Genomic DNA, 23404 nt, shown 5'->3' on the forward strand with positions numbered 1-23404 from the left:
CGAAACGAAACAATGAAGTTTATATTTTCTACCTGCTTACTTTTATTACAGGCCTGGGCCTTCGGTCAGAATGTATCTCCCGTAGATTATGTGAACCCTTTGATGGGAACCCAGTCCAAACCCTCATTATCCAACGGAAATACCTATCCGGCAGTTGGGCTTCCCTGGGGAATGAATATCTGGACTCCGCAAACCGGTAAAATGGGTGACGGATGGGCTTATTCCTATGATGCAGATAAAATAAAAGGGTTTAAGCAGACCCACCAGCCTTCCCCCTGGATGAACGATTATGGTGCATTTGCCATTATGCCGGGAGTAGGGAAATTAAAATTTAAAGAAGAAGACAGAGCGAGCTGGTTCAGCCATAAAGCTGAGGTTTCAACCCCTTATTTCTATAGCGTTTATCTGGCAGATATCAATGTTACCACTGAATTCACTCCTACAGAAAGAGCTTCTTTTTTCAAATTCGACTTTCCGAAAACGGATAGTGCCTACGTGGTGATTGATGCCCTGAATAAAGGATCCTACATTAAGATTTTACCTAAAGAAAGAAAAATTCTGGGGTATACAACAAGATATTCCACAGGGAAATACGAAAACTTTAAAAACTACTTCATCGTTCAGTTTGATAAAGATTTTGAGTTGACCAAAACCTGGAAGGATGATAAATTGATCAATGATCAGCTGGAAATTACAAGCGACCATACAGGAGCTGTGGTAGGTTTTAAGCTTAAAAATAAAGAAGCCGTTTATGCAAAAGTAGCCTCTTCATTTATCAGCTTTGAGCAAGCTGAGCTGAATCTTAAAAGAGAAATCGGAAACAGAAATTTTGAACAGGTAAAAACCGATGCCAGAAATATCTGGAACACAACATTAGGGAAAATAGAAGTAAAAGGAGGGACAGATCAGCAGATGAGAACTTTTTATTCCTCTCTGTACAGAACTTTATTCTTCCCTCAAAAGCTATACGAAATTGATGCTCACAACAGAGTAAAACACTGGAGCCCCTACAACGGGAAGATTGCAGACGGAAAAATGTTTGCAGGAACCGGTTTTTGGGATACTTTCCGTGCTTTATATCCTTTCCTGAACCTCGTATACCCAAGCATCAATGTAGAAATGCAGGAAGGCCTGGCCAATGCTTACAAAGAAGGAGGTTTCTTACCAGAATGGAGCAGCCCGGGATATTCTGATATTATGATTGGAAACAATTCCGCATCAGTAGTCGCAGACGCTTATATCAAAGGACTTCGCGGATATGATGTGGAAACCCTTTGGCAGGCAGTAAAACATGGAGCCAATAATGAAGGTCCTATAACAGCAGTGGGCCGTAAGGGTGTAGAATATTACAATACTCTGGGTTATGTTCCTTATGATGTAAAAATAAATGAAAATGCTGCCAGAACATTAGAGTATGCTTACGATGACTTCTCTATTTATCAATTGGGAAAAGCGTTGGGGAAGCCGGCTTCAGAAATTGATATTTACAAAAAAAGAGCGTATAATTATAAAAATATGTTCGATAGGGAAACCGGATTGATGCGTGGTAAAAATAAAGACGGTAATTTCCAGAAACCTTTCAATCCTTTTAAATGGGGCGATGCCTTTACAGAAGGAAACAGCTGGCATTATACGTGGTCAGTGTTCCAGGATATCAACGGTTTGGCAGAACTGATGGGAGGTCAAAAGAAATTTGAAGCAAAACTGGATGAGGTATTCTCATTACCGCCTGTATTTGATGACAGTTACTACGGAGGAGTGATCCACGAGATCAGAGAAATGCAGATCATGAATATGGGACAATATGCTCACGGGAATCAGCCTATTCAACACATGATCTATCTTTACAATTATGCAGGAGCTCCTTATAAAACCCAATACTGGGTAAGAGAAGTAATGAACAAACTGTATCATGCTACTCCGGACGGTTATTGTGGAGATGAAGATAACGGGCAGACTTCCGCGTGGTATATTTTCTCTGCACTAGGCTTTTATCCGGTAACGCCGGCAACGGATCAGTATGTATTAGGAGCACCATTATTTAAAGAAGCTACCATTCATCTTGAAAATGGTAAGAAAATTGAAATAAAAGCTGCGGAAAATAATGCTGACAATTTGTATGTAAAATCATTGAATGTAAACCAACAGCCTTATTCCAAAAATTGGGTTAGCCATAAAGAACTGATCAAGGGAGCTGTTCTGGATTTTAAAATGGATAACAAGCCCAATAAAGAAAGAGGATCACAGGAAAAAGATTTTCCTTATTCAATGTCAAAAGAAGAAACAAGTAAATAATTTTAATTTAGAAATACAAAACTGTATGAGTACAGAAAAGAAAGAAATATTCGACAGAATTGAAAATAGGCTGCAGGAGCAAGGTTTTACAATCGCATCTAAAGATGATACAAGACCGTGGGGTGGTTTTTTTGTGATCGATGAAAACCAGGCACAGGATTTTGCCAACCAATATTTTGATGGGATTGATGTGGAGAATCTGAGAATAGGAGGGAAGTTGAGTCCGAAAATTCTTATCGTTGCTCCGGAAGCCAGATTAAGCTGGCAGTATCACCACAGAAGAGCAGAAATCTGGCAGGTAGTGGAAGGAACTGTAGGGATCAAAAGAAGCAATACAGATGAAGAAGGCGAAGTTGGAGAATACAAGCCGAAAGATCAGGTGAAACTTCAGCAAGGAGAAAGACACAGATTAATAGGTCTTGCAGGGTGGGGAATTGTAGCAGAGATCTGGCAGCACACCGATGCGTCTAACCCTTCGGATGAAGATGATATCGTAAGAGTACAGGATGACTTTGGAAGATAAAAATAAAAAGCAGTATCAATGTTGATACTGCTTTTTTTGTATTCAGAAACAAGCTTAAAATAAGAATATTTCCAAACCTATAAGGCCTAACTCTTTAAAACGAAAAAGATAATATAAATTTTCCGTTTTTTATCTTTTAAAAAGTCACATCAAGACCCACATAGAAATTCGCTTTCATAATCGGAGCATATACCATTCCGCCATCAAAATAATTGCTGAAAGGTCTTTTAAAATCTACAATCGCATTCTTCTGATAGTAAGAAGTCAGGTTTTCTCCTCCCAGATAAGCTCTGATCTTTTTGTTGAAGTTTCTTGAGATCTGTGCATTCAGAATGGCATAAGATTCAGAATATGCCGGAAGCTGAAACTCCTGAGGGTTGCTTGACGTATCAGGAAGTCTTTGCTTGCCCACCCAGTTTAAAGTAGTATCAAAACTCCAGAATCCGCCTTTATCATTTTTATTGGTTGAATAGGCTAGATTAACGAAACCTCTGTGCTTGGCCATGAAAGGAACTTCTCTCCTTCCACCGATATAATCAGCCTGTACATCATAATATTTATAAGCTAACCTTACTTCAAGGTTTTTCACAGGCATAAAATCCCATTGCGTCTGAAATGAATTGGCAAATGATTTTCCTTCAAGATTGTAAAAAGTCAACTGTTGTGGAGATTTGTCCAGATCCACTAAAACCTGATCCTGGAAATCTGTTCTGAAGAAGTCTGCAATAATACTGGATTTTCTTCCAAACAGCTTAAATTCCTGCTGTAAACTTGCACCGTAGTTCCATGCGATTTCTGGCTTTAATCCATAGATGTTTCCATTGTTCGGTAAAATAGTAATCGTTCTGTTGGAAGCAAAATACTGCTGGCTTTCTGCAAATACATTCGCCGTTCTGAATCCTCTTCCCGCAGAAAGTCTTAAAATCGTCTGAGGCGTGAAGTCATATTTAAAATTAACTCTCGGTGTAAACTGAGTTCCTGCCAGATTATGGAAATCTACTCTGGAACCTGCTACCAAGGTGTATTTTAACCCTGTTAAAGTATATTCCGCAAAAATACCCGGCACAATTTCATTCCTTCTCAGATCATCCGTTAAATAAGTTTCCTTATAACCATCATATAAAAAACTTGCACCAACTTTATACTTGTTGTTGGTATTTCCGATGATGCTTTCGAATATTAAATTGGAATAATAAGTATGCTGTTGTCCCGCATAATTTCTCCATCCGAAAAAGCTGTCCTGCTGGTGGTAGACATACTGGTTCATCCATCCGATACTCTGGTAAGGTTTTCCTTTAAAAACATAGCCTGTTTTATTCCAAACCTGGAATCTTGAAATATCAATCCCTACACCATAAGCGGTCTGATCATCCTGAGGCAGTTTTTTATTAAAATCAACCTGCCCCGCAGTTCTTTCATCTCTGATAAAATTTATTCCAAAGTGAGATCCGAACCCTGATTTTTCAAGATCATTATAATTAAGTAAATATGCTGCATTGATCTGGGTTCCTTTCGGTCTGTCCAGAAAACCATCATGATTCATATCCGTATTACCGAAAGTTCCGTTCCCGTGCAGCAGAAAAGTATGAGACCATTTATCATTGATGGGGGCAACGTTGGTAATATTGATTTCTGCTCTTCCGTTAAAATCAGAAAAAAGGTTCAGAGAAGTCTCAGGTTCTTTTGCATTTTTCAAAAGCTCCGTGTTAATCTGTCCTGTAATACTTTCATAACCATTCGTTACCGTACTTCCTCCCTTTGTCAGCTGAATACTTTCAATCCATCTTCCAGGAATAAAGTTTAAACCATATGCAGAAGCCAGTCCTCTGATTTCAGGAAGCTGTTCCTTGGTTAAACTCGTGTATTTTTGATCTAAACCAAGCATTTTTAACTGCTTAGTCCCTGTAACAGCGTTACTGAAAGAAACATCTACTGTTGCATTTGTTTCAAAACTTTCAGAAAGGTTACAACAAGCCGCTTTTAGCAGTTCTTTTTTATCAATATTAAAAACAAGTCCTGCTTCTTTCTTGCTTAAAGCTGTTGCCGCTTTAGAACCTGTCACTACTACACCATCAATGCTTTTTTCATTCTTTTTGTGATCTTCTTCAGCTGATAGTGTCTGATGCTCTTTGTGGTCTTCATGTTGCGTTCCTTCCTCATAATGAATCTTTGGATTAGCTTCTCCAAAAGCAAAGTCTCTGTCGTACAGGCAACATCCCGGAAGTCCGTTATACACTGCGTCAGAGGCTTTGTATTTTTCATTGTCGTGTCCTGCATCAGCGATAGCTCGTAAAATTTTATCTGATGAAGTTTTTGACGGGTCAAAATTCAACACAACAGTTTGTTTCTCTGCATTCCATTCTGCTGCATCTGCACCAGCTCCTTTTGCTGCCTTTTCTATTCTGGCTTTGCATGAAGCACAGTTTCCTCTTACATAGAACTCATCCTCTTTTTTCGCATTCATTTGATGCTCAGGGTGGTGAGTTTCTGTCTGAGCAGACTCTTGTAGGTCTCTATTGTAATGGCAGCATCCCGGAAGACCTTCATAGGTTTTATCAGAGGCTTTAAATTTTTCATTATCATGCCCGGCTTCAGCTACTTTCTTCAAAATATCATCAGTAGAAACCTTATCCGTTTCTATGGTTAACGTCTGAAGATCAATAGAGTAAACTGCTGTTTTTGCGCCTGCATTTTTTGCGGCACTTTCAATTCTTGTTTTGCACATTTCACAGTTCCCTTTTACCTTGAACTGGTTTTTTGAAAGTGTTTGAGCAGAGATAAATTGTGTAAATAGGAATAATGCACCAAGTATCAACCTGGAAATATGTAATTTCATTTTGTTTAAAAGTTTAGATTAATTAAAAAATGGTTCATTAAGCATTATAATGAACTCACAATGTTTTAATTAACCTATTTTAGGCGGTTGCCAGATTTCCTTTAAACGGTCTGAAAGATAAGGATCTGAATAATGGAACTGGGGATTCTTATTCGCTTTGTAATAAGATAGTTCCAGATGTAGATTTTTTGAAAACGGAGTCTCAATAAAAGTATAACAGGCAACACATGATGAACAGCAGTCGTCATTACATGATTTTTTTTGATCATGTCTGTTGTCTTTTTTGGAAGAATGATTTTTACAGCAGTCACTCTTTTTAGACTCTGCTTTACAGCATGTTTCCTGCATCCCTTGCGCATAGAAGCTATCCTTAGGAATCAAGAAAATCCCTAAGCAAAACACGATTGCAAGTATGTGAAACAACTTCATATGTGCAAAAATAAGAAATTTATGGCAAAGGATCACCAACTTTTACCGAGCAGTTATGCCAAGGCTCTCCGTGTGCAGGGTTAGCTTTTGGTTTTTCACCCATTGCAAGATTTTGAGCAGCGGGTGCCGGGGAAGGAGTTGGAGTGGTTTGTACCACATTCTGGACAGGCTGTGGAGCCGGAGCGGGTTTACTGTTTAAAGGCTGGCCTACCGGAATATCACATCGGTGTCCCGGCTGTCCATGCGGAGGATTCATTCCCGGAGCTGTTTTTACCGGTTTTCCGTTGTTATCAATGGCAATTTTACCAGGTGATACTGAGTTGGGATCAATCTGAATGGTATTGGTTCCTCCTCCTACATTGATGTTTTGAGCAGCTGGAGTGGCATTAGCCGGCTGGCTGTTTAGAGGCTGACCTACTGGAATATCGCATCGGTGGCCGGGCTGCCCGTGTGGAGGATTCATTCCCGGTGCAGTAGCCATAGGAGCCGGATTGGAATTTGTCTGAATTCCGGCCTGTTCCATTAATGCTGTTTTAGAAGTGCTGTTTGAAGCTATATTAGGCTGTGTAACGCCTGCTTCTTCTTTTAAATAAGTTGCTTTTTCATCCTTTTTACAAGATGTTGCTAATAGTGATACGGTGATCAAACCTATAAATGTATTCTTCATATCCATTGGTATGAAACAAAATTAGCAAAACATTTTCAATTGTTTTGCTAATTTTATATTTATAATTTGATTTTTGGCTTAATTTTTTACCAAAAGTCTAAATCCTTCTCCGTGAACGTTGATAATTTCCAACCCTTCGTCATCTTTTAATAATTTACGAAGCTTAGCAATATAAACGTCCATACTTCTAGCGGTAAAGTAATTTTCTTTTTTCCAGATCTTTCTCAAGGCAAGATCTCTTGGCATAAAGTCGTTTCTGTGGATGCAAAGAAGTTTTAGCAGCTCATTTTCCTTCGGAGACAGTTTATATTCTTTATCACCTACTTTCAGTTGTCTCAGCATAGAGTCAAAGAAAATATTGCTGATCTTAAACTGTTCCTGTTCTTCATTTTCCAGTGTCGAGCTTCTTTGAAGAATAGCTTTGATCTTGTATAAAAGAAGTTCAGTATCAAAAGGCTTTGTGATATAATCATCAGCACCCAGTTGATATCCTTTCAAAATATCCTCCCTCATATTTCTTGCGGTAAGGAATATAATTGGTGTATTTTTGTCAATCTTTTTTACGTCTTCAGCCAATGAAAACCCATCTTTTTTAGGCATCATTACGTCAAAAATGCAGATGTCAAATTCATTTTCTGTGAATTCTTTAAGTCCCTGCTCTCCATCAGTGGCAAGAGTTACTTCAAAATTATTGATTGTCAAATAATCTTTAAGCACCGCCCCGAAACTCTGATCGTCCTCTACTAATAATATTCTGTTGCTCATAACTTTTACTAATTAATGATTACAATTAAGAATGAACATTCTCACTCTATCTTCTTATATTTTGATATTTGGTTTTACTTTTATTGATGTTCTCAGCTCATTGGAAGCTTTATCGTAAACTTACTTCCATTTCCCTTATTGGATTCTACGATAATCTGTCCTTTGTGCAGTTCTACAATTTTTTTCACGTAAGAAAGGCCTAATCCCTGTCCTTTTACATTGTGAATATTTCCGGTTTCTTCTCTGAAGAATTTTTCGAAAATTTTAGTCTTATTCTGAGTATCCATTCCCATCCCTTTGTCTGAGATTTCGATAACATACCATTGTTCCTCATTTCTTGTCTCTACATGAATTTCCGGTGCATCAGGAGAATATTTATTGGCATTATCCAGCAGGTTAACCAGCATATTTGAGATATGGAATTCATCAATCTTGAAATTATAATGAGTCGCGTTGAATTTTTGAGTAAGTGATCCCTTTCTCTGTTCCACGATAAGATTGAAAGATTCTGTTGTTCTTTTGATCAGTTCTCTTACGTTGGTTTCTTTTAAGAACAGTTCAACTTCATTTCTTTCAAGCTTAGACATATTAAGTACATTCTCCACCTGCTTCTTCATCCTTAGGTTCTCCTGTTTGATCAGTTCTGAATAATATTTCACCTTATCCGGATTGGTCGCAATCTTATCATTGGCCAAAGAATCTGTGGCTACTGAAATAGTGGCTAGAGGAGTTTTGAATTCGTGAGACATATTGTTGATGAAGTCCGTTTTCACTTCAGCAAGCTTCTTCTGTCTCATCATATAGTTGATGGAGATGATATAAATACCCAAAATGGTCAGAAGTGAAAGAAAGGTCCCTAAAAGCATCGGCCAGTTGTTCATCGCGAGGGAATATTCTTTCTTCGGGAAAACCAATGCTAGGCTGTATAATGTATTCTTTTTGTCTGTGAAAAGAGGGTAGCTGTACGTGTTGCTGTCTTTTTTTTCTTTGTAAGCTTTATTGGCAATGCTGGTAAGTTTACTGTTCTTATCAAGTACTCCATATCCGAACTTTGCAGTTATTCCCCTTATTCTCAGTTCCTTAGTGATTACAGAATCGAGTGTTTGGGAATCTACTCTTTTCGTAATAGGAAGATTTTTACCATAGACCTTTACAAACTCTTTCATAGAATAATCACCCGTTTCAATATCCTGATTGATATCGGTGGTGAGAAGTTCGCGGTTCGTGGTATCTCTTTTTATTTTATAGGCGGCTTCATCGGTATACAACGTGGTAAGCTTCACAGAATCTCCTTTTTTAGAGATCGGAAGCTGTGTATTGGATATGATATTTTTAGAATAGATAATCTGTCGCTGGGTTCCGGAGTCTTCTACCTGTTGAATAGTCGTTAATGAAGGCTGCTTGCTGTTGGCAATAATATTTTTTCTGAAATCTTTAATATCCTTATTCAAATATTTATCGGCCTCAATCTCTTCAACACTTTTTGACGTACTTTCCAAAACAGCATACACTTTGTTTGAAAAATCCTGCTCGAGGACACCGTAATAGCCTTTCAACCAATAAAATTGGAGCGTCACAAAGACAATCAGTGAGATCGTCATAAACACCGAAATTATTGGGATGAATTTGTTATTCATTAGTTAATTATATATGTTTTGGAAAAATGAATGTTAAAATTAATTGTTTTAAGACTACATAAACAAAAAACGAGCCAAATAAATGTTTTTTTTCTCTTAAAAGAGTGTTTTTTAACAATTATTTATGAATTATCTTTTACTTGTCATATGAAAAGTCCTTTCAATAAATAAAATGGTAACTTTATTAAAAATAATTACTTATGGAATCTAATATCATTTTTAACAAAGATTTTGACGCAAAGAGCACTTATGTCATGAAAATTTATGATGCTGATGTTTCAAAAGTATGGGACTATTTTACTAAATCCGAATTGCTGGATCAATGGTGGGGCCCTAAACCCTGGAGATGCGAAACAATAAATCAGGATTTTAAAGAAGATGGAGTCTGGCTTTATTCAATGGTCGGACCAAATGGTGACAGAGGGTATGCCCAATTCAGATATGGAGAAATCATGGAGCACAGGAGTATCGACTGGATGAGTGCTTTTTGTGATGAAAAAGGAACTGTGAACGAAGATTTTCCACCATCAAAGTGGCTGGTCGGTTTTACTGGGGTGGAAGAAGGAACAAAAGTAACCGTCAATATTCATTATCAATCTCAGGAAGTCATGAAAAAATTGTTTGATATGGGATTTGAAGGAGGTTTTACCATGGGGCTGAATCAGCTGGAGGAGATTCTGAGTAAATAACCCTAACCCATAAGATTGATTAAACCGTTCAGCTTAATATTCAAATTGAACTGTGTTTTTAAATATAAAAAGCTTGGAAAAATATCCAAGCTTTATTTTTATAACAGTTCTTCGTCCTGAAAATATTGTATGATTGCCTTTTTCATAAGCAATGACTGCTCATTGGGTCTTAATTCAGGCAAGCCCTCTATTTTTTCGAAATGTGGCCATCCATCTTCGTAATGCGTAAATTTATAATAGCCAAACGGTTCCAATAATCTGCAAACCGCTATATGAAGAATATTTAATTTATCGTCTTTCGTATATTTTTGTTGACCACTTCCCAGTTCCTGAAGTCCAATTAAAAATAATATAGTTTCAATGGGCGGATTTTTTTCAGTCTGGAAATTTTCTTCAAAGAATTGTTCTACTTTTTTCCAATATTCAGCTTCGTTGATCATTCTTTTTGATTTTCTAATTTTAATAAAAATGCGAATTCCAATGCGTCTTCTTTCAAAGATTCAAATCTTCCGCTTGCGCCTCCATGCCCGGAGCTCATATCTGTTTTAAATACTAAAATATTATCGTCTGTCTTTACCTCTCTTAGCTTTGCTGTCCATTTTGCAGGTTCCCAATACTGTACCTGAGAATCATGGAACCCGGTAGTGATCAGCATATGTGGATACTCTTTAGCTTCTACATTGTCATAAGGAGAGTATTCTTTCATATAATGATAATATTCTTTATCATTTGGATTTCCCCATTCATCATATTCTCCGGTAGTCAAAGGAATAGTATCATCCAGCATTGTGGTAACTACATCTACAAAAGGAACCTGTGCTACTATTCCGTGGAATAATTGTGGCTCATAGTTCACTACAGCTCCTACCAAAAGTCCTCCTGCACTTCCGCCCATGGCGTATATATGTCTGGACGAAGTGTAATTTTCCTTTATCAGGTATTTTCCTGCATCAATGAAATCAAAGAATGTATTTTTCTTATAAAGCATTTTTCCATCTTCATACCACTCTCTACCCAGGTACTCTCCTCCGCGTATGTGGGCGATAGCGTAGATAAATCCTCTGTCCAGAATAGACAATCTTACATTGGAAAAACTGGCATCTACGGTATGGCCGTAACTTCCATATCCATATAATAGGAGTGGGGTATCGGCGGTTTTTTTGGTGTCTTTGTGGTACACCAAAGAAATAGGGATTTTAGTCTCTCCGTCTCTGGAGTCTGCCCAAATTCTTTCAGAAATATAGTTTTCCGGGAAGAAGTTTCCGCCCAAAACTTCCTGCTGTTTCAGGAGCTTTGTCGTTTTTTCCTTCATGTTGTACTCGTAAGTTGAGCTTGGCTGTGTCAATGATGTATAGCCATAACGTAAAACTTCTGTGTCAAATTCAAGATTGACCCCAATATAGCAGGTATAGGTAGGATCGGAGAATGGCAGGTAATATGAGTCCTGTGTTTTTTCATCAATGATTTTGATCTGAAGAAGTCCTTTTTCTCTTTCTTCAAGAACCAGATAATCTCTGAAAATTTCAAAACCTTCCAGCAAAACCTCGGCACGGTGCGGGATAACATCTACCCAGTTTTCCATACCGCAGTTGGCGATCTTTGTTTTTACAATTTTAAAATTTGTAGCATCATCGGCATTTGTAATGATGTAAAATTCATCCTCATAATGCTCAACAGAATATTCAAGATCATCTATTCTTGGCTGGATAATAGTCCAGTCTGTGAATACATTATCTGAAGGGATGAAGCGGTGCTCATCAGAAATAGTACTTGAACTTGCGATGAAAATATACTGTAAAGATTTTGTTTTGAATACGTTGACATCAAAAGTCTCGTCTTCTTCATGGAAAATAAGAATATCTTCAGATGAATCCGTCCCCAGTAGGTGTCTGTATACCTGGAATGCACGAAGGTTTTTATCTTTTCTGATATAGAAAACATGCTTGTTATCGTTAGCCCATACAGCTTTTCCTGTAGTGTTCGGAATCGTGTCAGGAAGAATTTCTCCGGTCTTTAAGTTTTTAAAGTTTAACGTGTAAATTCTTCTTCCTACATTATCTGAAGAAAAGGACGTCAGCTCATTATTAGGGCTTACAGCCACACTTCCTACTTCAAAGAACTCCTCTCCCTCGGCTAAGATATTCACGTCAAGAACAATTTCTTCCTGATTGTCCAGGCTTTTATACTTTCTGCAGAAGATTGGATATTCTTTACCCTCTTCATATCTTACGATGTACCAGTATTCATTAAAGATGTAAGGAAGTGATTCGTCATCTTTTTTATAGCGGGCCTTCATCTCCTCAAAAAGATTTTCCTGAAGAGTTTCTGTGTCTTTCATGATGAATTCTTCGTAAGCATTTTCTTCTTCAAGATATTTGATGACTTCAGGGTTTTCTCTTTCATTGAGCCAAAAGTAATTGTCAATTCTTCTGTCGCCGTGGGTTTCTAATATTTTTTCTATTTTTTTTGCTTGTGGGGCTTTCATCCGTATATTTTAATTTTTTATTGAATAGGATATGCTTTGTCTATTTCTTTTGAAAAATATGATTTGCAAAGACAGTTCATTCAATGTTAATTCTTGTTCAAATTTAGGTAAAAAAAAACCATCTTTTCTGTATTGAAAAGACGGTTGATCGTATTTTTATAGTAAAGACTATTTATGAAGTGCTTTAATAAACTTTTCAAGAGCCATTGTCATGGAAGGTGTTTCCTTCGTAGGAGCCATTAAGTCTACTTTTAATCCAGCTTCCTCAGCAGCAGCCAAAGTTGTGTTTCCGAAAACACCGATCTTTGTTTCATCCTGTTTGAAGTCTGGGAAGTTTTGTTGTAGAGACTTGATTCCTTGCGGGCTGAAGAAAATCAGCATATCATAATCCTGAATGTTGATATCTGTCAGATCACTGCATACAGTACGGTACATGATTGCTCTTGTCCATTCTACATTCGAAGAATCCAGAGTTTTTACAATATCCGGGCTTAAAACATCTGAAGATGGCAACAGATATTTTTCACTTGGGAATTTTTTGAAAAGAGGCAGCAGATCCGAGAAGTTTTTCTCCCCAAAACTGATTTTTCTTTTTCTGTAGACAATATGCTTTTGAAGATAGTTGGCAATTGCTTCCGACTGGCAGATATATCTCATCGTATCAGGAACAGCAAAACGAAGTTCCTCTGCAAGTCTGAAGTAATGGTCTATTGCATTCTTGCTGGTAAAAATAATACCTGTGTACTGCGTTAGATCAATCTTCTGTGTTCTAAGTTCTTTATTGTCAACTCCTTCGACGTGGATAAATGGACGGAAATCAATCTTTATTTTTTCCTTCTTCGCTATATCCAAATATGGAGAAGACTCACTAGGCGCTGGTTGAGAAACCAATATAGACTTTATTCTCATCATTGACATTTATTAAAAAAATAACAACTTCCAAAGCAATAATAATGGTGCGATTTGGAGGGTGCAAATATACAAAAATTTATAATACCATTTCTCTGGAAGAATCTTGTTCTTGTGAAATAAATAGAAAAAAACTTTAAATATGAACACAAAAGCAAAAAAGCAGAAATAATATAGAAAGATCCTATTTCTGTCTATAGGGAAATAATAGTGCGCTACACAAAGGATTATCAGCAAAAATGACAGTATAAAATAAAACTTAGTGGAGGTAAAATAAAAAATAGACCATTTTTTTCCGTCACCTATACTTTGGTAAAATAGAAAACCTAATGTAGATTTTGTCAGATAAAAGAACAGTATCGCAATAAGGGTATAGCCAAATTTATTGAGCTGATATCCAAAAAGCTGGAGGTCTGCAATGTATTTAGGGACTATCGGGATGTACTGTGAAACTAAAACAGACAAAGTAAGAGTCGTTACACACGAGGTGATGATCCAGCTGGGAAGGTTGTTGCTTGCATCAAAATATTTCTGAAGCAGAAAATCTTTCAGACTGGCATCCCTTTCTATAATGTTCATCATAAAAACATATAAAAATATACAGCCTACGAGTATAAAGATTACCCAGTCATTGTTCTCAGGTATTCTTACATGGTTGATGAAGTTTTGTGATGACGGCAAAATTTATTTTTTTTTTAATTTTTATTTAATTTCAAAAGCATAGTCTGGCATAGATTTTCTTATTGCCTGATCTGTGAAAATTGTAACTTAAATATATGCTCCCGCCGATTTTGTGTACTATTCAGATTCTTTCAGTAAAAGTTTCTGTTTCATTCCCTTAATCCGTGAGAAATATTTTTGCAAAATTATAGATTATTTTGTATAAAATAAAAAGGTTAAATAAACTATCTTTGCAAACTGAAATGAAAAAACTAGTCATTATCCCAACTTATAACGAAAAGGAAAATATTGAAAATATTATTTCCGCGGTTTTTGCATTGGAGGACGACTTTCATATTTTAGTAGTAGATGATACTTCTCCGGATGGAACGGGAGAGATGGTGAAGGAATTGCAGAAGAGAAATCCGCACTATCTGCACCTGTCCGTAAGACATACAAAAGATGGATTGGGGAAAGCATATATTCATGGATTTAAATGGGCGCTGGAAAACAATTATGATTACATCTTTGAGATGGATGCCGATTTTTCGCATAATCCTAATGACCTTCCCAAACTTTTTGAAGCCTGCCTGAATGCTGATATGGCCATCGGGTCCAGATATTCAAAAGGAGTGAATGTAGTCAACTGGCCTATGGGAAGAGTCTTACTTTCTTATTTTGCATCCAAATATGTAAGATTTGTTTTAGGACTACCTATTCATGATACCACAGCCGGGTTTGTCTGCTTTTCAAGAAAAGTACTGGAAGAAATAGGCCTGGATAATGTAAGGCTGAAAGGATATGGATTTCAGATAGAAATGAAATTCAGAGCTTATAAAAAGAACTTCAGAATTGTAGAAGTACCTATTATATTCACCAACAGAATTTTAGGAGAAAGCAAAATGAACGGAGGGATTATTCATGAAGCAGTATTTGGAGTTTTAAACTTAAAATGGAAATCCATTATCAATAGATTATGAAACACAGCATAGTCAATGCTTCTCATACAGGGAAATATTTATATGCGAAGTTCTTCAGACTATTGAAAAATATAAAAATAAACTGATGAAAAAACTGATCTTCATTTTCGTTTTGCTGGGACTGGTTTCATGCAGTGATTATATTGATAAGCCTAAAAATCTGATCGATGAAGGGACCATGGCTGATATTATGGCAGATCTTGCGATCAATGATCAGGCAATCTTTATGTATCAGGACAAAAATATGGAAGCTGGGACAAGAGCGGTTCTTACATCTCATCATGTGAAATCTGAAGACTTTATAGAAAGCTTTAAATATTACGTGATTAAAGAAAAAATGGAAGGGATCGCCAACGATGCACAGGAAATATTATTGAAGAAAGATCCCAAAGCTGATAAATACGTAAAGGATAAAATAAAACAGAATGGAAGTATGCCAACTATGGTAAGGTAATTATCAGGCAGAATACTTCTTATTCTACAAAAAACGCAGGTAAAACAGCGGGTTAAAAAAGTATAGAGATGAAATTTTTTAATATAGAAAAAACCTCTGAGGGAAAAGCAAGAGCAGGGGAGATTACCACAGATCACGGGAAGATTCAAACTCCTATTTTTATGCCTGTGGGAACTGTAGCCAGTGTGAAAACAGTTCATCAGAGAGAATTAAAAGAAGACATTAAAGCTCAGATTATTCTGGGAAATACCTATCACCTTTACCTTCGTCCCGGTATGGAAACGATGGAGGCTGCAGGTGGATTACATAAATTCATGAACTGGGATCTTCCGATTCTTACCGATTCCGGAGGTTTTCAGGTTTTTTCATTGGCAAGCAACAGAAAAATGACCGAAGAAGGTGCGAGATTCAAATCTCATATCGATGGAAGTTATCATATGTTTTCTCCGGAAAGATCAATGGAGATCCAAAGACAGATCGGAGCCGATATTTTCATGGCCTTTGATGAATGTACACCATATCCGTGTGAATATAATCAGGCAAAATCATCGATGGAGCTTACCCACCGATGGCTGAAAAGATGTATCGACTGGACGAATGAAAATCCTGAACTTTACGGCTACAAGCAAAGACTTTTCCCAATTGTTCAGGGATCAACATATTCTGATTTAAGAAAAATTTCTGCAGAAGTAATTTCTGAAGCTGGTGCTGAAGGAAATGCTATCGGAGGACTTTCCGTTGGAGAGCCTGAGGAAGAAATGTACAGAATCACTGATGAAGTGACAGATATTCTTCCAAAAGAGAAACCAAGATACCTGATGGGAGTTGGTACTCCATGGAATATTTTAGAATCCATCGGTTTAGGAATCGATATGATGGATTGTGTAATGCCGACAAGAAATGCAAGAAATGCAATGCTTTTCACATGGCAGGGGGTGATGAACCTTAAAAATGAAAAATGGAAGCGCGACTTTTCGCCTCTGGACGAATTTGGAACCAGCTTCGTAGACCGTGAATATTCAAAAGCATATCTTCGCCACTTATTTGTATCAAAAGAATACCTGGCAAAGCAGATTGCTTCAATCCATAACCTTGCATTTTATCTTGATTTGGTAAAAGTTGCAAGAGAACACATTCTTGCAGGAGACTTCTATGAGTGGAAAAATTCTGTAATACCAGTTCTTAGACAAAGACTTTAAGAGAATTATGCTTAAAATTGTAGACAAATATATCATCAAAAAGTACCTTGGAACTTTCAGTTTCATGTTGGTTCTTTTGTCTATAGTCGTACTTGTTATCGATGTTCAGCAGAAGATTCCAAGGATAGAAAATGCGAAGGCCATTGATGCAAAACTTGACCTCACCTATTTTCTGATCCATTTCTATCCTTTTTGGATTGTGAATCTTGTGGTGACATTTCTTTCCATTCTGGTCTTTATTTCGGTGATTTATTTTACATCCAGAATGGCGAATAATACCGAAATTGTAGCTATTATCAGTAGTGGAGCAAGTTTTCACAGGTTTTCAAAACCTTATTTATATACTTCTATTTTAATTGCATTGATGTCCCTTTTGGTGTACCATATGGTTCTTCCTTGGGCGAATATCAAGAAAAATGAACTCGAAGCCTATACCTATAATGCGGCCAATAAAGAAAAGATTTTGGGAACGGCACCTGCCTCTTCGCAGTTGAGCAGAACAGAATATATCTTTGTTGACTCATGGAATAAAAGAGAAAAAAGAGGCTCTAGCTTCGTCTATCAGAAATTTGATAAAGACAGAAGAATGGTATATGAGCTGAAAGCCGGTGATGTATATTGGGATAATGTTAAAAAACAGTTTGTCTTAAATAACTTTTTCGAAAAAACAATCAATAAAGACAATACTGAAAAGCTGAATAACGGCATAGAGCTTAGAAAAAACTATGGACATTCACCCGAAGAACTCTTTCCAAATGAGCTTTTAGGGCAAAATAAAACCACTCCCGAACTTTTAAAATTTATTGAAAGAGAAAGAGCAAGAGGAAACGGAAACCTGAATTCTTATCTGAATGAACTTCATCAAAGAACGTCAATGCCTGTTTCTATTATTATACTGACCTTTTTAGCCCTTTCACTATCCTCTCAAAAGAAAAGAGGAGGACTTGGGGTCAACTTGGCGATAGGGATTTCACTGGCCTTTATTTTCGTGTTTTCATTTGAAGCCTTAAAAGTAGTATCAGAAAATAAGAGTCTGCCTCCTGCATTAGCGATGTGGCTGCCTAACCTCGTATTTCTTCCGCTTACCCTATACCTGTATATCAAAAGAGCAAATCAATAATCAATAAAGGAGTTTTACTTCTTTATGATAAAACGGGCGTAATCCGTCATTTTCCAGTTCGATCCAGAGCTCACCCTTTTCGTCTGCATGTCGGATGATGCCATTTTGTCTTTGTTTTCCGATTTCAAAAACTGAGATTTCATTTTTACGGAAGAGGCTTTTATTAAAGACTTCCAGTATTTCCTGATCAGATGGTATATTTTTAAGTTTTTCAGACAGATAAGTATGAAAATTGAAAGCGACCTCCTCAAGGTCAAATTGTACCCCAGTTTGAGTTAAAAGCGACCCTGCATTTGATATTTCATCAAATTTATCCTGTAGAATATTAATTCCGGTTCCGATAATGAAGTAATTATTTTGATTAATTTTTTTCTTTTCTATTAAAATTCCAACGATTTTTTTACCTTTAAGGATAATATCATTCGGCCATTTAATTCTTACATCAGAATCAGCCAATTTGGCAAGGAAATCCCGGACAATAATTGCGGTATAATAATTGAATATAAAGTCGGAGCACAGAATGTGTTGAGTATTCACTGCCAGCGTATAAGCTAGGTTTTTTCCGGCAGTCTGAGTCCATACATTTCCATACTGACCACGGCCTTTAGTTTGATTAAAAGTATGCAATCCTATAAAATCTGAATTTTCATAAAGTAAAAACTTTGATATTTCGTCATTAGTAGAAGAACATTCGTTCAGATAGAAGAGTTGGCTCATTTAAGAAAACTTTAAGACATTAAGGGGGTAAAAGTAAGGTTAAAGTAAAGAAAAAACAATAAATTTGCAGATTATAGTATTTTTTTAATGAATAAAACAGCAGAAAAACAAGCATTAATAGATAAAATCGTTGAAGCTATCCAGGATGTAAAAGGTGAAGATATCATGATCTTTGATCTTTCCAACATTGAAAACTCCGTGGCAGAAACGTTCGTAATATGTAGTGGTAACTCAAATACGCAGGTTTCGGCATTAGCGGGAAGCGTTGAGAAGAAAGTTAGAAACGACTTAAAAGACAGACCTTGGCACGTTGAAGGAACGGAAAATGCAATGTGGGTACTTGTGGATTACGTTTCCGTGGTAGTTCATATATTTCAGAAAGATGTACGTGAGTACTATGATATAGAAGAGCTTTGGGGTGACGCAGTTATCACCAAAATTGAAAATGAATTGTAAAATTTTAAAAAGTATAAATGAATAATAAAGGATTCAACTGGTTCTTTCCTATTGCAATCATAGCTCTTTTGCTATTCTTTGGCTCCAATTTCCTTGGAGGTGACAGTGCAAAATCTATTGATGAAGATGGTTTCTTTAGAGAAATGCAGGCGGGGAAAGTCCAAAATATAATTATATACAAAGACATAGAGAAAGCTGATGTTTTCCTTACCAAAGAGGCCAAATCGGCAACGGTTGCCAAAACCGCTAAAGAAAATAACCCTCTTTCTGCATTCGAAATGGCTCCTAAAGCAGATTATTCTGTAAAATATGGAGACCTTCAACTTTTCCTTCAGAAATTTGAGCAGATAAAAGCTGAAAATCCGGTGATTAAGACTTCTAAAGATTATGGAACAGGTAAAAGCCCGTTTGCCGATATCTTAGTGTCTGCATTAATCTGGATCGCCATTTTAGGATTATTCTACTTCCTTCTTTTCAGAAAGATGGGCGGTGGAGGAGGCCCCGGAGGACAAATCTTCTCTATCGGGAAATCTAAAGCAAAGCTTTTTGACGAAAAAGAAAGAATTCAGGTAACATTTAAAGATGTTGCAGGACTGGAAGGTGCTAAAGAAGAAGTTCAGGAAGTAGTTGATTTCTTGAAAAACTCTGAAAAATACACTAAACTTGGAGGTAAGATTCCTAAAGGTGTGCTTTTAGTAGGTCCTCCGGGAACAGGTAAAACCTTATTGGCAAAAGCTGTTGCAGGTGAAGCTAAAGTTCCGTTCTTCTCACTTTCAGGTTCTGATTTCGTAGAGATGTTTGTAGGAGTAGGTGCCTCAAGAGTAAGAGACCTTTTTGCACAGGCAAAAGCAAAATCTCCGGCAATTATCTTTATTGATGAGATAGACGCTATCGGACGTGCAAGAGGGAAAAATAACTTCTCAGGCGGAAACGATGAAAGAGAAAATACCCTGAACCAGCTTCTTACGGAAATGGATGGCTTCGGAACAGATGTGAACGTAATTGTTATGGCAGCCACCAACAGAGCAGATATCCTTGATAAGGCTTTGATGAGAGCAGGACGTTTTGACCGTTCCATTTATGTAGACCTTCCGGAATTACATGAAAGAAAAGAAATTTTTGATGTTCACTTGAAAAAAATTAAGCTGGACGATAATGTTGACAGAGATTTCTTGGCCAAACAAACCCCTGGATTCAGTGGAGCAGATATTGCTAACGTTTGTAATGAAGCAGCACTTATTGCTGCAAGATACAACCATACCTCTGTTACAAAACAGGATTTCCTGGATGCTGTAGACAGAATCATCGGAGGTCTTGAAAAGAAAAACATGGCCATCAAGCCATCTGAAAAGAAAAGAGTTGCTTATCATGAGGCAGGTCACGCTACAATCTCATGGTTGGTAGAGCATGCATCACCTCTTTTAAAAGTAACGATTGTTCCAAGAGGACGTTCTTTAGGTGCAGCATGGTATCTTCCGGAGGAAAGACAACTTACTACAACAGAACAGATGCTGGACGAAATGTGTGCTACCTTAGGAGGTAGAGCAGCAGAACAGGTGATCTTCAATAATATCTCTACAGGTGCACTTTCTGACCTGGAAACGGTTACTAAGAGAGCACAGGCAATGGTTACGATTTATGGTTTAAGCCCGAATATCGGAAACATTTCTTATTACGACAGCTCAGGCCAGTCTGAATACTCTTTTGGAAAACCTTATTCTGAAGAAACTGCTACTAAAATTGATGTAGAGATTAAGTCAATCATCGAAAATCAGTATGAAAGAGCAGTAAGAATTCTTGATGAAAATAAAGATAAACTTGATGCTTTAGCCAATAAGCTTTTAGAAAAAGAAGTAATCTTCCGTGAAGATCTGGAGGAAATATTCGGAAAGAGAGCGTGGGATCCTGAATTGACGGAGAGACCAGTTACCAATACAATTCCTGTAAAAGATATTCCGGGAGCATTGGATATACCTCAGATCAAAGAGAAAGAGGAAGAAAGTGAAATACAGGCTCCAGAAAGCCCGACACAGCTTTAATACTCTTAAAAATAACTTTAATAAAACCTGACAACTTCAAAATTGTCAGGTTTTTTCATATTTAAACAGATATTTAGGACTCTATTGTAATTTATTTTCTATTTTTGTATAAAGTTGACTAAAAATAGATTAAGTTGAATTTATTCAAGAGGATTGTAAGCAAACTTACCAACCAGCCTGAGGAAGAAGACAAACAGAGCCTGGAGAAGCTTGGGGATTCGCTGAAAAATGCGGATCTTGACTATAAGTTTGCGCAATTATTTACGCATTCGGGGGGATTTTTTAATTATTGTGCAGATGAAGCGGAAGCTCTACAGACTTTAAATCAAATTGTCAAAATAGAAAATATTGGCAATCTTTTTTGCTGGGATAAAGAACTTCAGAACTTTTTGAACGTTGTGAAGACTTCTTATACTTCAGAACTGCAGCCATCTAATGATGCTGCATTTATTACTTGTGAGTATCTCATTGCTTATGATGGCAGGATCATGCTGTCACATAACAATATTCTTCACTATCACTCTTCAAGGCTGCCGGAGAAAATAATCATCATTGCCAATGTTTCTCAGATTGTCAACAATCTGAACGATGCCATGGGGAAAATAAAAAGAAATGGAAATATCAAGAACCTTACTTCCATCAGTGGAAGCCAGTCTAAAATGGACAGTTCTTCCAATTCTAATGTGAAACTGTTTTTATTACTGCTTGAAGATTAAGCACCCACTTCTAAATTTTAAATTTTGGACAAAAATCTCATTCAAAGAACCATTTCCGGTATAGTCTATGTTGCTATCATTATTCTTTGTTCAACTCCCTGGGGAGCACAACTGATCAATAATATCTCTCCCGGCCTTATCAAACAGCAGTATCTTTATCATGCACTGATGTGCCTTCTGCTTATTGTAGGTACCTGGGAGTGTGTAAAGATCATGAAATTCGGAAACGGATATGAAAAATGGGTAGTATATCCATTGGTTATTTTTATATTTTATATTTTTTCAAAACGATACTTCAATCATGATTTCTTTTTTGACTTCAGGTTGAGCGAAATATTAGCATTGGCCCTGATTGGGATTGCTGTGCTTACTTTATTCAAATATCCTAACGAATTATACTTCGACAGCGGGAAGCTGATTTTTACGGTCATTTACGTGGCTCTGCCGTTCAGTTTTGCATTAGGCCTGCCTAAGTTTTCCAGTTATAATGACACTTTTACTTTGGAAGTTCTTTTTCTGTTTATCCTGATATGGAGTAGTGATACTTTTGCTTATCTGGTAGGTAAATTCTTTGGTAAACATAAGATGGCACCCAAGATTTCGCCTAAAAAAACCTGGGAAGGATATATTGGAGGTGTTGTTTTAACGCTGGTTTTATCTTATTTCATAGAACATTATCAGCCGGAGCTTAGAGGAAACTGGATGTTTGTCGGGTTTTTAGTAGCAGCTTTTGCTCCATTAGGCGATTTGGTAGAGAGCCAGCTGAAAAGAAATTTCGGTGCAAAAGACAGCGGAAACATCATTCCGGGGCATGGTGGAGTTTTAGATAGACTGGATAGTTTTATTATCTGCGTTCCTGTCGTATATTTGTACTTTATTTTAGAAAAATTTATTTAGTCTCATGAAATTACATAGAGAATCAAAAGGAACGATTACTGTAGCGACCATACTTTTTATTATATTGGGAGCATTAGCAATTTATTTCCTTAAAATATGGTCCCTGTTGATCATCGTACCTTTGCTGGTTATTTATTGTTTAGTCTTCTGGTTTTTCAGAGTGCCAAACCGTACTATTCTTGACCACAAAGAAAATGTGATCGCTCCGGTGGACGGAAAAGTAGTCATGATCAAAGAAGTGGAAGAGGACGAGTTTATAAAAGGGAAAGCTATTCAGGTTTCTATTTTCATGTCTCCACTGAATGTTCACATCTGCAGGTATCCTGTTTCAGGTGAAGTGATTTATAAAAAGTATCACCCTGGAAAGTATCTTGTAGCATGGCACGAAAAGTCTTCTACAGAAAATGAAAGAACAACAATGGCTGTACAAACTTTAACCAACCATAAGGTAGTTTTCAGACAGATTGCAGGATATGTGGCAAGAAGGATTGTTTTCTATTGTAATGAAGGAGATAATGCAAAAGCGGGACATGAGTTCGGATTCATCAAATTCGGTTCGAGAATGGACATATTCCTGCCTTTAGATACTGAGATCATCTGTAAGATCGGAGATATTACAAAAGGAGGTCTGGATGTGATTGCCAAGCTGAAAGAAAATTAAAATTCTTATTATAGATAAAAGTACAAAGAGAGCTGTAAAGGCTCTCTTTTTTGTTTGATGGATATATGAGTTCATTTGATTGTTTTGAGTTTAATTACGCATGAGTACTATTGCGTATTGGAAGGTTGATGCTTTTCCTGTTTGGATAGATAATTTTGCGGCTTAAAAACACAAGCTAATGCTTTTAATTGATGTGAGGTAAAAGCATATTAATTTTTATCAAAAATTGTATTTCATTTGATAATTTTAATATTGATTTTTAGTAAATTG

22 protein-coding genes are annotated in these 23404 nt (G+C 36.9%); 12 read left to right on the forward strand and 10 right to left on the reverse strand.

Going from position 1 to position 23404, the window contains the following annotated elements; translation table 11 throughout:
- The first annotated feature begins 12 nt into the window (after positions 1-12).
- Entirely contained in the window at positions 13-2295 is a 2283-nt protein-coding gene (locus AC27VX_RS02025; RefSeq protein WP_488693623.1) for a GH92 family glycosyl hydrolase, read from the forward strand.
- 25 nt (positions 2296-2320) lie between these two features.
- The gene (locus tag AC27VX_RS02030; protein ID WP_236856940.1) at positions 2321-2818 is read left to right on the forward strand and encodes a cupin domain-containing protein; all 498 of its coding nucleotides are present in this window, start codon (positions 2321-2323) and stop codon (positions 2816-2818) included.
- A gap of 136 nt (positions 2819-2954) precedes the next feature.
- On the opposite strand, the gene AC27VX_RS02035 is transcribed toward AC27VX_RS02030, so the two are convergent.
- From AC27VX_RS02035 to AC27VX_RS02055, 5 genes are all read right to left on the reverse strand, one after another.
- Complete coding sequence (locus AC27VX_RS02035) at positions 2955-5654, reverse strand: TonB-dependent receptor domain-containing protein (RefSeq protein ID WP_488693625.1); 2700 nt, start codon at positions 5652-5654, stop codon at positions 2955-2957.
- Positions 5655-5723: 69 nt separating this feature from the next.
- A complete protein-coding gene (locus tag AC27VX_RS02040; RefSeq protein WP_236856942.1) occupies positions 5724-6083 on the reverse strand; it encodes a hypothetical protein in 360 nt (119 codons plus the stop codon).
- Positions 6084-6102: 19 nt separating this feature from the next.
- Entirely contained in the window at positions 6103-6750 is a 648-nt protein-coding gene (locus AC27VX_RS02045) for a hypothetical protein (protein WP_236856943.1), read from the reverse strand.
- Positions 6751-6828: 78 nt separating this feature from the next.
- Positions 6829-7515, reverse strand: a complete 687-nt coding sequence (locus AC27VX_RS02050; protein WP_002982671.1) for a response regulator transcription factor — start codon at positions 7513-7515, stop codon at positions 6829-6831.
- A 92-nt stretch (positions 7516-7607) separates the two neighbouring features.
- A complete protein-coding gene (locus AC27VX_RS02055; protein WP_300687654.1) occupies positions 7608-9152 on the reverse strand; it encodes a sensor histidine kinase in 1545 nt (514 codons plus the stop codon).
- 200 nt (positions 9153-9352) lie between these two features.
- Here AC27VX_RS02055 and AC27VX_RS02060 point away from each other — a divergent pair, with 200 nt between their 5' ends.
- Positions 9353-9841 carry an SRPBCC family protein gene (locus AC27VX_RS02060; RefSeq protein ID WP_236856944.1) on the forward strand — a complete coding sequence of 163 codons (489 nt, stop codon included), beginning with the start codon at positions 9353-9355 and terminating at the stop codon, positions 9839-9841.
- A gap of 98 nt (positions 9842-9939) precedes the next feature.
- On the opposite strand, the gene AC27VX_RS02065 is transcribed toward AC27VX_RS02060, so the two are convergent.
- The 4 genes from AC27VX_RS02065 to AC27VX_RS02080 form a co-directional block, all read right to left on the reverse strand.
- The gene (locus AC27VX_RS02065) at positions 9940-10281 is read right to left on the reverse strand and encodes a hypothetical protein (protein ID WP_236856945.1); all 342 of its coding nucleotides are present in this window, start codon (positions 10279-10281) and stop codon (positions 9940-9942) included.
- Positions 10278-12326 (reverse strand): S9 family peptidase, encoded by a 2049-nt coding sequence (locus AC27VX_RS02070; RefSeq protein ID WP_488693630.1) that lies wholly within the window; start codon positions 12324-12326, stop codon positions 10278-10280. Before AC27VX_RS02070 ends, AC27VX_RS02065 begins: the two co-directional genes overlap by 4 nt.
- A 168-nt stretch (positions 12327-12494) precedes the next feature.
- Complete coding sequence (locus AC27VX_RS02075) at positions 12495-13235, reverse strand: uroporphyrinogen-III synthase (RefSeq protein WP_236859546.1); 741 nt, start codon at positions 13233-13235, stop codon at positions 12495-12497.
- A 12-nt stretch (positions 13236-13247) separates the two neighbouring features.
- Positions 13248-13916, reverse strand: a complete 669-nt coding sequence (locus AC27VX_RS02080; RefSeq protein WP_262912501.1) for a DUF4271 domain-containing protein — start codon at positions 13914-13916, stop codon at positions 13248-13250.
- 242 nt (positions 13917-14158) lie between these two features.
- Here AC27VX_RS02080 and AC27VX_RS02085 point away from each other — a divergent pair, with 242 nt between their 5' ends.
- The 4 genes from AC27VX_RS02085 to AC27VX_RS02100 all read left to right on the forward strand — a co-directional run bounded on the left by AC27VX_RS02085 (position 14159) and on the right by AC27VX_RS02100 (position 17648).
- The gene (locus AC27VX_RS02085; protein WP_488693632.1) at positions 14159-14875 is read left to right on the forward strand and encodes a polyprenol monophosphomannose synthase; all 717 of its coding nucleotides are present in this window, start codon (positions 14159-14161) and stop codon (positions 14873-14875) included.
- A gap of 85 nt (positions 14876-14960) precedes the next feature.
- A complete protein-coding gene (locus tag AC27VX_RS02090) occupies positions 14961-15329 on the forward strand; it encodes a DUF4296 domain-containing protein (RefSeq protein WP_236856948.1) in 369 nt (122 codons plus the stop codon).
- A 68-nt stretch (positions 15330-15397) separates the two neighbouring features.
- Positions 15398-16528, forward strand: a complete 1131-nt coding sequence (gene tgt / locus AC27VX_RS02095; protein ID WP_236856949.1) for a tRNA guanosine(34) transglycosylase Tgt — start codon at positions 15398-15400, stop codon at positions 16526-16528.
- Between the two features lie 7 nt (positions 16529-16535).
- Entirely contained in the window at positions 16536-17648 is a 1113-nt protein-coding gene (locus tag AC27VX_RS02100) for an LptF/LptG family permease (protein ID WP_236856950.1), read from the forward strand.
- Here the strand turns inward: AC27VX_RS02100 and AC27VX_RS02105 are convergent, their stop codons facing one another.
- Positions 17649-18365 (reverse strand): biotin--[acetyl-CoA-carboxylase] ligase, encoded by a 717-nt coding sequence (locus AC27VX_RS02105; RefSeq protein WP_300688972.1) that lies wholly within the window; start codon positions 18363-18365, stop codon positions 17649-17651. It lies immediately after the preceding gene.
- A gap of 87 nt (positions 18366-18452) precedes the next feature.
- Here AC27VX_RS02105 and rsfS point away from each other — a divergent pair, with 87 nt between their 5' ends.
- The 5 genes from rsfS to AC27VX_RS02130 all read left to right on the forward strand — a co-directional run bounded on the left by rsfS (position 18453) and on the right by AC27VX_RS02130 (position 23134).
- The gene (gene rsfS, locus AC27VX_RS02110; RefSeq protein ID WP_236856952.1) at positions 18453-18821 is read left to right on the forward strand and encodes a ribosome silencing factor; all 369 of its coding nucleotides are present in this window, start codon (positions 18453-18455) and stop codon (positions 18819-18821) included.
- Between the two features lie 17 nt (positions 18822-18838).
- Positions 18839-20860, forward strand: a complete 2022-nt coding sequence (gene ftsH, locus AC27VX_RS02115) for an ATP-dependent zinc metalloprotease FtsH (RefSeq protein WP_488693635.1) — start codon at positions 18839-18841, stop codon at positions 20858-20860.
- A 134-nt stretch (positions 20861-20994) separates the two neighbouring features.
- On the forward strand, positions 20995-21576 hold the full coding sequence (locus AC27VX_RS02120; RefSeq protein ID WP_236856954.1) for an LUD domain-containing protein: 582 nt from the start codon (positions 20995-20997) through the stop codon (positions 21574-21576).
- A gap of 24 nt (positions 21577-21600) precedes the next feature.
- Positions 21601-22473 carry a phosphatidate cytidylyltransferase gene (locus AC27VX_RS02125; protein WP_236856955.1) on the forward strand — a complete coding sequence of 291 codons (873 nt, stop codon included), beginning with the start codon at positions 21601-21603 and terminating at the stop codon, positions 22471-22473.
- A 4-nt stretch (positions 22474-22477) separates the two neighbouring features.
- Positions 22478-23134, forward strand: a complete 657-nt coding sequence (locus tag AC27VX_RS02130) for a phosphatidylserine decarboxylase family protein (RefSeq protein ID WP_236856956.1) — start codon at positions 22478-22480, stop codon at positions 23132-23134.
- The last annotated feature ends 270 nt before the right edge of the window (positions 23135-23404 follow it).

This window comes from Chryseobacterium sp. 14P4.3.2 (assembly GCF_057799275.1).